10 protein-coding genes are annotated in these 13,844 nt (G+C 60.7%); 6 read left to right on the forward strand and 4 right to left on the reverse strand.

The window, feature by feature from the left end; translation table 11 throughout:
- Positions 1–107: 107 nt before the first annotated feature.
- The gene (locus P3T18_RS01165; protein WP_429298073.1) at positions 108–2,474 is read right to left on the reverse strand and encodes an SdiA-regulated domain-containing protein; all 2,367 of its coding nucleotides are present in this window, start codon (positions 2,472–2,474) and stop codon (positions 108–110) included.
- A 273-nt stretch (positions 2,475–2,747) separates the two neighbouring features.
- Here P3T18_RS01165 and trpS point away from each other — a divergent pair, with 273 nt between their 5' ends.
- Positions 2,748–3,764, forward strand: a complete 1,017-nt coding sequence (trpS, locus tag P3T18_RS01170) for a tryptophan--tRNA ligase (RefSeq protein ID WP_429298074.1) — start codon at positions 2,748–2,750, stop codon at positions 3,762–3,764.
- A gap of 178 nt (positions 3,765–3,942) precedes the next feature.
- On the opposite strand, the gene P3T18_RS01175 is transcribed toward trpS, so the two are convergent.
- Together P3T18_RS01175 and P3T18_RS01180 are read right to left on the reverse strand one after the other, a co-directional pair.
- Positions 3,943–5,007 carry an isocitrate/isopropylmalate dehydrogenase family protein gene (locus tag P3T18_RS01175; RefSeq protein WP_429298075.1) on the reverse strand — a complete coding sequence of 355 codons (1,065 nt, stop codon included), beginning with the start codon at positions 5,005–5,007 and terminating at the stop codon, positions 3,943–3,945.
- A 49-nt stretch (positions 5,008–5,056) separates the two neighbouring features.
- A complete protein-coding gene (locus P3T18_RS01180) occupies positions 5,057–6,571 on the reverse strand; it encodes an MFS transporter (protein WP_429298076.1) in 1,515 nt (504 codons plus the stop codon).
- A gap of 115 nt (positions 6,572–6,686) precedes the next feature.
- On the opposite strand from P3T18_RS01180, the gene P3T18_RS01185 reads away from it, so the two are divergent.
- Together P3T18_RS01185 and P3T18_RS01190 are read left to right on the forward strand one after the other, a co-directional pair.
- The gene (locus P3T18_RS01185) at positions 6,687–7,664 is read left to right on the forward strand and encodes a LysR family transcriptional regulator (protein ID WP_429298077.1); all 978 of its coding nucleotides are present in this window, start codon (positions 6,687–6,689) and stop codon (positions 7,662–7,664) included.
- Between the two features lie 131 nt (positions 7,665–7,795).
- The gene (locus P3T18_RS01190; RefSeq protein ID WP_429298078.1) at positions 7,796–9,268 is read left to right on the forward strand and encodes an MmgE/PrpD family protein; all 1,473 of its coding nucleotides are present in this window, start codon (positions 7,796–7,798) and stop codon (positions 9,266–9,268) included.
- 5 nt (positions 9,269–9,273) lie between these two features.
- Here the strand turns inward: P3T18_RS01190 and P3T18_RS01195 are convergent, their stop codons facing one another.
- Positions 9,274–9,966 (reverse strand): GntR family transcriptional regulator, encoded by a 693-nt coding sequence (locus P3T18_RS01195; protein WP_429298079.1) that lies wholly within the window; start codon positions 9,964–9,966, stop codon positions 9,274–9,276.
- Between the two features lie 198 nt (positions 9,967–10,164).
- On the opposite strand from P3T18_RS01195, the gene P3T18_RS01200 reads away from it, so the two are divergent.
- From P3T18_RS01200 to P3T18_RS01210, 3 genes are read left to right on the forward strand one after another with little or no spacing between them, the layout of a single operon-like run.
- Complete coding sequence (locus tag P3T18_RS01200) at positions 10,165–11,580, forward strand: MFS transporter (RefSeq protein ID WP_429298080.1); 1,416 nt, start codon at positions 10,165–10,167, stop codon at positions 11,578–11,580.
- Positions 11,577–12,932, forward strand: a complete 1,356-nt coding sequence (locus P3T18_RS01205; protein ID WP_429298081.1) for an MmgE/PrpD family protein — start codon at positions 11,577–11,579, stop codon at positions 12,930–12,932. Before P3T18_RS01200 ends, P3T18_RS01205 begins: the two co-directional genes overlap by 4 nt.
- A complete protein-coding gene (locus P3T18_RS01210; protein ID WP_429298082.1) occupies positions 12,925–13,671 on the forward strand; it encodes an MmgE/PrpD family protein in 747 nt (248 codons plus the stop codon). The genes P3T18_RS01205 and P3T18_RS01210 overlap by 8 nt, the downstream gene beginning before the upstream one ends.
- The last annotated feature ends 173 nt before the right edge of the window (positions 13,672–13,844 follow it).

The following is a 13,844-nucleotide window of genomic DNA, read 5'->3' on the forward strand; positions in this document are numbered from 1 at the left end:
TTTTTGGCGCGAAGGATTGGCCCGACACGCGCCCCACAAAAACAAAAAAGCCGCCCGACGTAATCGGGCGGCTCATCGTCAAACTCGCGCCGCCGAGCGGCCGGGCATTACTGCCCAGGCGAACCGATTGAAGCAGGCTTGAGCGGTTCGGCAATGCCACCGTTTACGCCAACCACTGCCTTGACGTAGTTCGGCGTTGCCGTCGAAACGGTATCCCATACGGCGGAAACCTTCGCATTGCCGCCCACAAAGACCGCGCCGGCGTGATTTCCAGCGGCAACGAGGCTGGCGTCTGCACCGGTGGCCGTAGGAACCACCTTCGTCGTGCCGTCGCCCTGCGTCGCACTGATCGGTGTGCCGTAGTTCATTGCGGCCGCAACGTTACCGTTTGCGTCGTAGACGATCACGGCATCGCCCTTACCCAGGCCGATCAGATTCGTTGCGTCGTTGTTGACGTTCAGCATTGCAACGACCGGAACGGTGCCGGCGAGGCCCCACGTTGTGCGGAATGTATTCTCGTCCGTTCCCGGCACTCCCGGGACCACGACCAGATGTTCGCCCGGCGCGAGCGTCGTACCGGCCACGAATGCCGCGCTATTGTTGGCGTCGTTGACGTCGGCGTGACTGTCGCCCCACTTCCAGCCGGTCAGATCGATTGCCGTGCCGCCGTAGTTATAGATCTCGAAGAAATCCTGGCCGCCGTCCGCGTTCGAGTTCACTTCGGAGATCAGCACCGTCGGCGCCGGTGCACCTGCTGCCGCCGTGGTGAAGCTCGTCGACGTGCCCGCATAGGCGTTGCCATACAGGTCGGTGATAACGCCGCTGGCCAATTTCACGGTGTAGCGGGAGTTGTCCTGTAACGGTGTCGCCAGGGTGATGCTCACCCGACCGCCGTTGAACTTGACCTGGGTCGTATCGTCGATGGCCACGCTGCGTGTATCGGAGCCGTTGCTGAACACGATGCTACCCGAGCCCGCCTGCACGACTTCATCGAACGACAACGTCATGTGATTGCCGACGATGCCCGTCGCGCCATTCACCGGTGCAGTGCTGGTCAGATTCGGCGCGGTGTGGTCGACAGTACCAACCGCTTTGAACGAGAACGTCGAAGCGTCGGACACTGCCGCAACATCGTTGCCCGTTGCCGTTTTGATGGCGCCCACCGGATAGGTGACGTGATACGTGGTGCCGGCCACCATGTAGAACTTCGGATGAATCTTTAGCACGTTACCGCTGAACGTGACTTGCGACGCGTCGCTCACGGAAATCGTCCGCGTATCGTCGGCACCGTTGGTAAGAACGATATTGCCCGCACCGGCCTTCACCGCTTGATCGAACGTGAGGTACAGATTGCTGCCCATGCCGACGCTATTCGCACCGGTGGTGGGCTTGAAGATGGTCAGGCCCGGCAGGCTCGGTCCCGCGGCCTGTTCACCGACGGCGTAGATCGTACCGTCCGAGCCCATCGTCACACCCTCGTTCTGGGCCGTCGCGCTCATGTACAAGGTGCCGAGCAGGTTGCCCGCGCGATCCATCTTGACGATCTTGCCATCCGGCGCGCCGATAATGATGACGCTGCCGTAATCCGGTGCGTTGCTCGGTGCGATATTCGACAGCGAGAAAACGTCGTTGAATGCGGAAAGGCCCGTTTTGGCCGCATCGAACAGCACCGGCGGATTGTCCGTCGATGGCAGGATGGGCGTGCCGTCCGGCGCTGTCGCCGATCCGCCTGCAAAATTGACCGCCATCTGGAAAATGCTGGTGGGCTGCGACTGGCGCACCGCAATGTAGCCGCCGGATTTGGTGTCGAACGTCACACCTTCAATACCGACGTTTCCAACTGTCGTACCCAGTTTGACGGACTGCACGTCGGCTCTGCGCAGTGTTCCGCCGGCAACGTACGTGAACAGATCGATCTGGCGAAGGCGCTCTTCCACCAGCACGAACTTGCCACCACCCACATAGGTGATGCCTTCGGTGTCTTCGAAGTCGCCGGCATTGAGCGTCATGGAATCGATCACATGACCGTCGCTTTTCGCAACCTGCACGACCGCGGTCGCGCCGTCGCCAACGACGAACAGCGAATCGGTGTCCTTGTTATAGGTCACACCGGACGCTTCGGCATTCAGCAGATTGGCGCCGGACGTGGCGAACTGCAGGGGAAACATCGCCGTCTGCGTGTAGCCATTGAGATCGAACGAGCTTTGCGGGTCGGCAAATGCCAGCGTCGGCACTTTGCTATCGACCGTAGGTGCAACGTTATTATTACCACCGGCAGCGCTGTCGCTATTGCTGCTGATGTCGCCCCCGCCACATGCAGTAAGACCGGCTGCGAGAATCGCAGAAATTAGAAGTCTGATTTTCACGGTACGGTAAGAAGTTGAAAGTTTGGTAAGAATTCGCGACCATATAGGAGTTACATTGCATGTTCGTGACGGTGTTGGTGGATTCGGTGAAGTGAAAATGGAGTGCAACGTGCCACGGGCGAGAAGGACGCAGCGCACGTTTGTCGAGTAGAACGGCCGCTTCCCGGTCCTACCCCACCTTGACCGCACACTCCACCGCTGCGCTATACTCAAACTCATGAACACGAAAACGACCTCGCTGCAGTTGCATCGTTGGTGGCACGCCTAAGCCCGGCGGCCTGTTTTCCCACGTTTATCGGAAACCCGATGCCGCCAGTCCTGGCGGCATTTTCGTTTCTGCGCGCTAATGGCTGGTGGTGTCAAAAATAAGAGACTCCAGCTATGACACACGCGAACCGACCCACTATCCTGACCGGCGACCGGACCACCGGTCCGCTTCATCTTGGCCACTACATTGGCTCCCTGCGCGCCCGCGTCCAACTTCAGCACGAGTCACAGCAGTTTCTGCTTCTCGCGGACACACAGGCGTTGACGGACAACGTCGGCCGGCATCAGAAGGTCACGGAGAATGTCATCGAAGTGGCGCTCGACTATCTTGCAGTGGGTATTGACCCGGCGAAGTCGACCATCTTCATCCAGTCGCAAGTGCCGGAGTTGGCGGAGTTATCGCAGTACCTGCTCAACCTTGTCACGGTCGCACGCCTCGAGCGTAATCCCACGATCAAGGAGGAAATTCGCCTGCGCAAATTCGAGCGCGACATTCCCGCGGGCTTTCTGACTTATCCAGTCAGTCAGGCCGCCGATATCACGGCGTTCAAGGCGACGCATGTTCCAGTAGGTGATGACCAGCTACCGATGATCGAGCAAACCAACGAACTCGTGCGTCGATTCAACAACGTGGTCGACCGAGCTGTTCTGGTCGAGTGTGAAGCCGTGCTGTCTCAGGTCACGCGATTGCCCGGCATCGACGGCAAGGCCAAGATGAGCAAGTCCCTCGGGAACGCCGTCGCGCTGGGCGCCACGCCGGACGAGATAACGCAGGCGGTCAACAACATGTACACCGATCCGAACCACCTGCGGGTCAGCGACCCTGGGCAGGTTGAAGGCAACGTCGTGTTCGCGTTTCTGGACGCGTTCGAGCCGGACGTGTCGAAGGTGGACGAACTCAAGGCGCACTACCGTCGAGGCGGACTGGGCGATAGCGTGGTCAAACGCGTGCTGAACGAGCGACTCCAGTCGCGTATCGAACCCATTCGCACGCGCCGCCTCGAGTTAGCGGCCGACCGGGCTGAAGTACTGGCCATCTTGCGTCGCGGCACGATGCGCGCGCGGGAAGTGGCGGGAGAAACGCTGTCCGAGGTCAAGCGCGCGATGGGCTTGACCTATTTCGAGAATTGAAATCACCTCAGCGGATACAGTGCTTCAGCTCCGCCTTTCGTCGAGCACGATCAAGGCGGAGCTTGCCGTTTGAACGTCCCGTTGGAGGAAAAAAAAACGCCGCCCTGTCGGCGGCGTTCCAAAATCGACGCGCTTAATTCCGCAAATGCGCGCGCCGCAGTCATACGGTCACTAACACTCAGGACGCGGTTCGAATTGCCTCGACAACGGCTGCGCCCATTTCGGTCGTCGACGACGTCCCGCCCAGATCGGGCGTCAGCGCATGCTTCTCGTGCATGATCTTTTTCATGGCCGCGTTGATTCTGGCGGCGGCGGAAAGCGCCGCCTCGGCGTTATGCCGACGACCCAGCCACTCAAACAACATCTGCCCGGACATGATCATCGCGTAGGGATTGGCAATATTGCGCCCGGCGATATCCGGTGCTGAACCGTGCGTGGCTTGCGCCATCGCATGCTTCGGCCCTGCGCTCAAACCCGGCGCGAGTCCGAGTCCGCCCACCAGTCCCGCCGCTTCGTCGCTGAGAATGTCGCCGAACATGTTGGTCGTCACCACCACGTCGTATTTCTGCGGCGTCATCACGAGGCGCATCGCGAACGTGTCGACGATCGCCTCTTCCATCTGGACGTCGGGATATTCGGCGGCGAGCTTGTAGGCTTCCTCGACGAACATGCCGCAGCCAAGTTTGAACACGGTGTTTTTGTGGACCACGGTCAAACGCTTGCGTCGCGAACGGGCCAGTTCGAAAGCCTCGCGGATCACTTTGCTCGAACCCGCCCGGGTGATCACACGGACCGAAATGGTCACATCGTGAGTCGGCCGAAATTCGCCCGAACCGGCCACGACGTTCCGGTCCGGCTGCATGCCTTCATTGTTTTCCCGCACGATGACCAGATCGACATTCTGGTGAACAGACGGAATGCCTTCGTAGCTGAGCGCTGGCCGGATATTGGCAAACAGATCGAAATTCTTGCGCAGGATCGGGTGCGGGTTCACCGCTTCGGGCACCTTCGGATACGCCATATGACCGATCGGGCCGAGAATCCAGCCGTCCAGTTTTTCCAGACGCGGAAGCGTATCGTCGGGCAAGGTCGTGCCGAGTTTGTCGTAGGCCGGCCGACCGATCGGCAGATCGTGCCATTCGACCTGCAGATTCGATACGTGCGCTGCGGCTCGCATCACTTCGACTGCGACCGGAACCACTTCGAGCCCGATGTCGTCGCCCTTCAGAATGCCAATCTTCATTGCCGTGACTCCATACTTTGCGTGTGAATAGAGATAAAAAAGAAGAGCCTCAGGGAGACAGGGTCTCCAGGCTGATGCCATTTGTTTTCGGTCCAAAGAGACTGACGCCGAGAATGATTGCGGCCATGGCAAGACCGATCATCACGAAGACGCCCGACTGCCCATAAGCGGCCATCAGATCCCCAACCCAGTAACCGACGAACATCGAACTGACACGGCTCCAGCAGAACGTGAAGCCGATCGCCTGCGCACGAATCCGGGTTGGAAACAGTTCGGCTGCATAGGGATGGAAGATCGTGATCAGCCAGTTATTGCCGAGCGCCATGCACGCCCCTGCCCCGACCACGACCATCACACCCGAAGCCGTGGCAAAGATGCTGCCCGCCGTTCCGATCAGCAGCGCACAGAACACCAGTTGCCACTTCCGTTCGACGCGCTCGGAGAAGAAGCTGCCCACAGCCGCCCCAACCGGCGCCATCAATACGATCAACAGCGTGTAATCCAGCGAACGCACCACCGAAAAACCGTGCTTGATCAGCAGCAGCGGCACGAATGAAGTAAAGCCGAATACCGCGATCGTCTGCGAGAACTGGAACACCGACATGAGCAACGTGCGACGCAAATAGAAGCGGTCGAACATCTCCTGCCAGCGTCCGTGTTCCGCGAGGATGACCTTGCCGCGCTCGGCCGGATCGACTGGCGGCAAACGCTTGCCATGTTCTTCTTCCACGGCCTGCTCGATTTGCGCGACGATCACATCGGCTTCCGCTTCCCGACCATGCGCTTCCAGCCAGCGCGGAGATTCCGGCAGACCGCGCTGAATGAAGAACACCAGCACGCCGCTCACCGCACCGATCGCGACCACCCATCGCCAGCCGGCGAAGCCGAGTGGATCGTGCGGCACCAGAATGGCGGCCAGCAGCGCGGACACAGGAATAGCCGAGAGCACGAAGATGTACGTCATCGCCATGTAGCGCCCTCTGCTCGCACGCGGCGTCAACTCGGTCACGTAGCAGTCGTTGTTGATCAGTTGCATGCCGACCGCGAGCCCGGCGATGAAACGCGCAAGATCGATCCACAACGGATCGGCGAGTAGCGCGATACACAGTTGTGCGATCGAGTAGACGATCATCGAATAGACGAAGACGCGCCGGCGGCCGAGTCGGTCCAGCACGAAGCCAAACACCGCAGTACTGACGAACATGCCGAAGAAAAACGCAGCCAGGAAGCTGGCAAAGCTGTGATAGTCGAATAGCCCTTTGTTCTCGACGGTGTAGATGCCGGCGCGTACCAGACCGAGAGAGATGAAACCAGGCATGTACAGTTCGAAGAATTCGAACCAGCCGCCGGCCGCAATGCGGCTTACGATCTTCAGCAGATGCTTCGAGCGCGGCAACCTGTCGATGCGCGCGTGGATGTCATAGGGTTGACCCGGTGTGCGTGGCGTGATGACGGCACTGCGTGCGCCCGCCTCGTGAAGCTCGCTGGCCGATGTTGCCGTCGCTGCACCAGCCGACCACGACACGGACTGCGACGAATCTCTCTGCGGAAATTCGCGTCCCATGGTTGTCTCCGTCGATGTGTTTATTTAGAGTCAGCTCACCGGACTCATTTTTACGGCGTTATAGAGCCCGCACAATCCGTTCTCCGCTCACATCTTTTTCAACCTGTGGTTAATAATGCTAGATCGAGCAGACCTCGTGCTGGTTCTCGCCGTCAAGGAATGCGGCACACTCACCGGCGCGGCACGGCGCCTCGAAATCAGTACCGCGGCCGTTACCAAGCGGCTTGCCAATATCGAAAGCCAGCTTTCCGTGCGGCTCTTCAGCCGCTCGACACGCTCCGTCGTGGTCACGCCCGAAGGCGAGTTGTATTGCGAACTTGCCGCGCGTCTGATCCACGAATTCGAAGATCTCGAATCGCGGCTGACCGACCTGAGCGGCACGCCGCAAGGCAACATCCGTATCGCCTGCAACGTAGGATTCGGGCGCATGTGGCTCGCGCCGCTCATCGCGCAATTCACGCAAAGCTATCCCCAGGTCAGCATCGAACTGGATCTGGTCAATCGCTTGCCCGACCTGCAAGCCGAGGGCTACGACTGTGCGATCTGGCTATGGTCCTCCGCGCCGACGCATCTCATCGTCACGACGTTGGCGAGGAATCATCGTGTACTCGTGGCTTCTCGCGCGTATCTCGACCGCGCGGGTTCGCCTGTCGATCCTTCCGATCTCCGTCAGCATGCGTGCCTGTTGCTCGACGACCGCGATACGCCCGCTGCACTCTGGCGCCTGAGCCGCGTGTCGGGTCAAGCCGATGCCACGCACGATGCGCAAATCCATGAAGGCGATGTGCCGGTCGATGTCCGCGTGAGCGGCGTATTGCGTAGCAACAACGGCGAGGTGCTTCGCGACTGGGCACTGCATGGATATGGCATCGCCTTGCGTCCCTACTGGGACGTTCACACCTACCTCAGCAACGGCATGCTGGTCCGCGTCCTTCCTGATTACGCGCGTGTCGACGCCGATATCCGCTGGATTGCGCCCTATCTCCCTCACACGCCGCAGCGCATCAAATTGCTCAAGCGCTTCCTCGAAACGCACCTGCGCGAAGCACCCTGGTTTTTGCAATCGCAGCATGCGAGCACGAGAGAAATATAGAAACTGATCCGCCAAATGTCGACATTTAATGATGAGAAATACGATCGACGGTTGATTTTCCGACTTATCAATGACAAAGTGTCGCCAGATGATCGTGGTGCGCGACTTTACATCGGGATAACGGAGACATCTTGCGAGACCGTATCAGCACACGCCGCCGGCATGTAATCAAGGCTGCTGCCGCTCTGACCGCGATGGCGGCTCAACCCCTTCCGCGCGCGTTCGCGCAGAACCCTTCCTCACCCAACACCTCGTCCGACATCACCGCGCGCCTTGCTGCGTACATGGTGGCCTCGCGCGGCACGCCGCTGCCTGACGACGTAGCGATCGCTTGCAAGAACCACATTCTCGATACGTTCGGGGCGATGGTGTCGGGTTCTCGCATGCGCCCAGGCGAACTCGCGACGCGCTACGTACGCAGTCTTGGCGGCACGCCCCAGGCATCGGTGGTTGGATCGAATCTGCACACCACTTGCGTGAACGCCGCGCTCGCCAATGCAATGTGCGCCCACTCCGACGAGACCGACGATTTCGAGCCCGTCACGAAGGCACATCCCGGCAGTTCGGTGGTGCCCGCAGCGCTTGCGATGGCTGAATCCAACAAGTGCAGTGGTGAAGCGATGATGCGAGCCGTCGCGCTCGGCTACGACATGGCTTGCCGTCTGCTGATGGCGCTCGGCCCGGACCTCGTGCGCGCGTCGCATCGCAGCGCGGAAGGCACCGCGTCGACTTTCGGTGCAGTCGGCGCGGCGGCATCGCTCGCGCAACTCGATGCGCGCAACACGCGCTTTGCCATTTCCTACGCTGCGCAGCAGGAGTCCGGCCTGTGGAGTTGGGTGAAAGACAGGGACCACATCGAAAAGGCTTTCGACTTTGCGGGCATGGGTGCGCGTAACGGTGTGCAGGCCGTCACGATGGTGCAGTCCGGCATGACCGGCGTGAATGACGTGCTCGACGGAACGCACAATCTTTTCATTGCGCTCTCGACACAGCCCAACCCCGAAGCCATGCTCGACGGTCTCGGGAGTCGCTTCTACGTCACCGACACGGCGATCAAAACCTATTCGGTCGGCTATCCGATCCAGTCGCCGCTCGACGCATTCCTCACGTTGCGCAAGGAAAACAGTCTGACGACCGATACCGTGCGCAGTATCGAAGTTCATGTGCCGACAGACGCCATCGGCATTGTCGGCGACAGCGCCATGCCCGACGTGAACTGTGCACACATGGTGGCGGTCGCGCTGGTGAAGGGCGCGGTGTCCTTCGCGGACAGTCACGACGTCGCGTTGATGCGCGACCCGAAGATGGTCGCACTGGCGCAGAAAGTAAAAGTGATCGCCGATCCGGCGCTGAATGACCCAGCCGCGCCGCGTGGCGCGCGCGTGGACGTGACCACGACAGACGGCCGCACGCTGACGCACACCACACGGTTCCCGCCAGGTACAAAAGAAAATCCGCTGTCAGTCGAGGGCGTCAATGAGAAGGCGCGAGACCTCATGACGCCGGTGCTCGGCAAGCAGAAAACCGAACGGCTCATCGAGCGTATCAATCATCTGGACGAGGTTCACGACGTCGCGTCATTGCGCGCGTTGTTCACCGTTTAGCGTTATCACGCCACCCATATGTCTTCGATGGATTTCAGCGCGCCCATCACAATGGAACGGTTGAGCGCTGCGGCGAGCGTTCCGTCGCGTTCGGCGTAGGCTTCGCACAAGCGCTGGTGATCCGTGCACGATCGCTGCATGCGACCCGGTAGCGACGTGCTCAGGTGGCGCATGCGATTGGTCCGCATACGCATGGAGTCGAACACTTCCTTGAAGATCGCGTTGCGGCTCACGCAAAGTTCTGTGTCGCGGAACGCGACGTTGGCCCAGAAATAGGCATCGACATCGCCCTGCGCAGCGGCCTGCGCCAGCGCACTGTGCGCCTGCCATAGCGACGCAATATCTTCATCGGTCGCATGCTCGACGATCGCCAGTGATACCTGCGCGTAGAGCAGCGCCCGCAGATGATAAATCTCGCGCACGTCTTTCAAACTCAACGCCGCAACACGCGGCCGGCGCCGCGGCGACCAGTCGACCATGCGCTCACGGTGTAGCACGAACAACGCTTCGCGCACCGGCGTGCGGCTCACTTTGAAGCGTCGCGCAAGCTCGACCGAATTGAGGTCGTCGCCGGGCTGTAACCGGCCTTCGATGATGCCTCGCGCCACCCAGTCCACGATTTCCCCAACGCGCGGACTCTCGCTATTCATCTCCGGAATGTCGTCGACATCTACCAGCGCGTCGTCACTTTCCTTCATTTTCTTTCCTCTGTCGCCAAGGCGCTCCCATTGCACGCGCATTTTAACGCGCATGCCCGTCGTGGCAGGGACGCGCGAAATTTAGCCACTTAAGTGTATACACTTAGTACGATACACCTTGATTATCCCGCTCCGCATCACCTATCCTACGCCAAGTGTCGACACTAAACCAAAAATGTGCGTTTTCAGGAGACTGTCATGTATCTGGAGAAAGAGGTCGCATTGGCGGGCGTAGCCGAGGCGACTGTGTCCGCCCGGCTCGATCGGCTGCCGCCGACCCGATATTTTCGCGGCCTGGTCGCGCGAATCGCCATCGGCGGCTGGTTCGAGTTCTATGAGATGTTCATGGCCGCCTACATTTCGCTCGGCCTGATCCATAGCGGACTCTATCGAGCCACCACGGAGAGCATGTTCGACATCAACGGCTTTGCCAGCTTTCTCGGATCATTTTTCGCGGGCATGTTCGTCGGCACGGTCGCGCTGGGCGGCTTCACGGACAGGCTCGGCCGCCGCGCGGTGTTCACCGCTGCCATGTTGATCTACTCGGTCGCGACGTTCGCCGCGGCTTTCCAGGTCTCCCCAGTCGGCATGGACGCATGGCGTTTCGTTGCCGGTCTCGGCATCGGCGTGCAGCTGATTACTGTCGACACCTATATTTCCGAGTTGACACCGAGTCACGCGCGCGGCCGTTATTCGGCATTCAGCATTCTGGTCATCCTCACCTCAGTGCCGACCGTCGCCGTGCTGTCTTATCTGCTCGTCCCGCACACCGTGCTCGGCCTGGAAGGATGGCGCTGGGTCATGATCATCGGTTCGGCGGGCGCCGTCCTGATCTGGTTCATGCGACGCGGCCTTCCGGAATCACCGCGCTGGCTCGAAAGCAAAGGCCGACATGCCGAAGCGCGTGCAATCGTTGACGACATCGAACGCCGCGTGGTCTCCGAGACGGGAAAACCGCTGCTGGCGCCGGCCATTGCGACGTCCCACGCAAACGAAGCCGAAGGCACCGGTTCGTGGATCGAGATGTGGAAAGGCCGCTACCTGCCGCGCACGGTGATGCTCTCCTGCTTCAACTTTTTCCAGACCTTCGGTGTGTACGGCTTCGGCGCGTGGGTACCGGTATTGCTGTTCACGAAGGGCATCACGCTCACGCATTCGCTGCTCTACACGATGGTGATCGCCTTTACGACTCCGCTTGGAGCCGTCGGCGCAATGTGCTTTGCCGAGCGCGCACAGCGAAAGTGGCAACTGGTGGGTTGCGCGATCGTCGTGGCGGTGGCGGGAGTACTGTTCGGAATGGCGCGCGATCCCCTGCCGATTCTGTTGTGCGGGGCGGCCGTCACGATCGCGAACAACTGGCTGATCGGCATCTTTCACACGTATCAGGCGGAGTTGTACCCGACGCGCATTCGCGCGCGAGCAGTTGGATTCGTATTCAGCTGGAGCCGCCTGAGTTCGATCTTCGTGGGTTTCTGGGTGGCGGCATTGCTCAAGCATTCGGGCGTGCCTGCCGTGTTCGTGCTGATTTCATCAGCGATGTTGGTCATTGTCGTGATGGTGGGCGTGCTCGGCCCGCGCACCAACGGCGTTCGACTCGAGGAGTTGTCTCAATGAATTCTATTGCCGCCGCATTCGCGCACGGCTTGTACGCCCTGGCGCAGCGTCCCCTGCCTGACAGTGTCGCCCGAGAAGCGCGGCGTTCGCTCATCAACGTGATCGGTACGTCGATTGGCGCTTCACGTCATCCGGGCGTCGATGCAATTCTCTCTGCCGCGCAGGAGCTTGGGGTCGCCCAGCGTGCGCCCGTGCTGGGCCGAAGCGAACGTGTCGACGTCCATTTCTCCGCGCTCGCCACGGGCTTTGCCGGCCATCTGGACGACTTCGACGATACCCATCTCGCGACCGTGATCCATCCGGCGGCATCGATTCTCGCCGTCATGACAGCGCTCGCTCCTGAGGCAAAGCCTTCGGGCCGCGAGGCGCTGACCGCATTCGCACTCGGCTGCGAAGCACAGTTGCGAGTCGGTGTGTCGATCTCGCCGGAACACTACGACCGTGGCTGGCACATCACAGGGACATGCGGCGTAATCGGTTGCGCGACGACAGCTGCGCTGCTACTCGGACTGGACGAAACGCAACTCTCGCACGCGGTCGCGATCGCAGCATCGATGTTCGTCGGACAGCGGGAAGCGTTCGGTACGATGACGAAGCCCTATCATCCTGGCAAGGCGGCCTCGAACGGCATCGCGGCCGCGCGTCTCGCGCAGGCGGGTCAGGAGGCAGCATCGGATATCTTCGAATCGACAGGCGGCTACTCGCATTCGATGTCGACGCGCGTCGACTTCGACCAGATGAACGGCGCGATGGGTGAGCGCTGGGAGTTGCTCTTCAACACATATAAGCCCTATCCGTGCGGGATCGTCGCGCATCCGGCGATCGACGCAGGGCTCGCAATCGCGCCGCGCATCGACGACATCGGCGACGTCGAGACCATCTCACTGCGTTGCCATCCACTGGTGCCGGAATTGATGGGCAATCCGCAACCGAAGGACGGCTTGCAGGCACGCTTCAGCGCAATTCACGGCGTAGCGGCCGCGCTATGTGACAAGCGCGTAGGCCTCGCGCAATACGAAGACGCTCGCGTCGTGCAGGACGACGTCCGCGAGATTCGCGCACTCACGACTCTGCTGCCGGACTCGTCCGTCAATCGCGACGAGGTGTTCATCACCGTAAAGCTCAAGAGCGGCGCGACGCTCGAACATCATGTCGAGCACGCTCGCGGCAGCCTTGCCCGCCCGCTCACCGACGACGAACTGATGGGCAAAGTGCGCCTGCTGATCGATCCGATTCTCGGCGAAGGCAGAGCGGCCCAACTCGCGGCTATCGTCGAGACGCTCGACCGCACCGCTTCACTCGACACGTTGTTCGCGCTCTGCGCACCGCAAGAGGAATTGAATCATGCATGAAACCGCTCAACATTCGGCCGTCTCGGACGCACTCGTCGGGTTTGCATATGGCCCGCTCGCGGCCTCATCGAAGGCGGCTCTCGAAGCCGCGCACGCACGCCTGTCTGACGCACGCGCATCTGAACGCGATGCGACCGCCAATGCTTCGCAACTTGCCGCACTACTTCAATCTCAAGGCGGCGGCGGGAACGACCTGCGTGTGCGCGCATGGACACTGGGCGCAACGCTGGCCAAGGTCAATGCGACATTCGACGTGCCCGTACTCGCAAGCGTCGTCGTGATCGGCGACGCAATCGGCGCATCCGCCGACGATCAGCAGCAGGCCGCGGCCATCGGCATCGAAGCAGCGGCGCGCGTGCTTGCCGCCGTGGACAGTGCCGAGTTCCGGGCACGCTGGAACGTCGCATCGGCAGTCGGCGTACTGGGTGCCGTACTCGCCGCATCGCGCCTCTATCGGCTCGACACTACGCGCGCGCGTCATGCCCTCGGTGTTGCTGCCACGCAGGCGGCAGGCCTCGCGCACAACGTTGGACGGACCATGGGCGCGATCGAAACCGGCAAGGCTGCCGCCGATGCGATCGAAGCTGCACTGATTGCAAAACACGGCTTCACGAGCGCGCCGGCGTCGATCGACGGACGCCGCGGCCTAGCGGCGTTGATGGCGTATCGATTTGATCCGGCGGAAATTGTCGAGGGAATCGGCGCTGACTGGGTGTCGGTTGGCAGAAGCGCAGGTTAATCGACTGCGTGGTAAAAGCGCAGTGGGTTTGAGTTTCGTTCGCTGCCGACATGGTGCAATGTCGGCAGCACGAGAAACACGCAGGGCACGCTTCGCAGAGTAATGCACGGCCTCCAACACCAACGTCCGCGTTAAATCAGACAAAACAAAACCGCAAAATGCGCAGTCCAATC

Origin of the sequence: Paraburkholderia sp. GAS199 (assembly GCF_050436585.1) — a bacterium.
Lineage (GTDB): Bacteria > Pseudomonadota > Gammaproteobacteria > Burkholderiales > Burkholderiaceae > Paraburkholderia.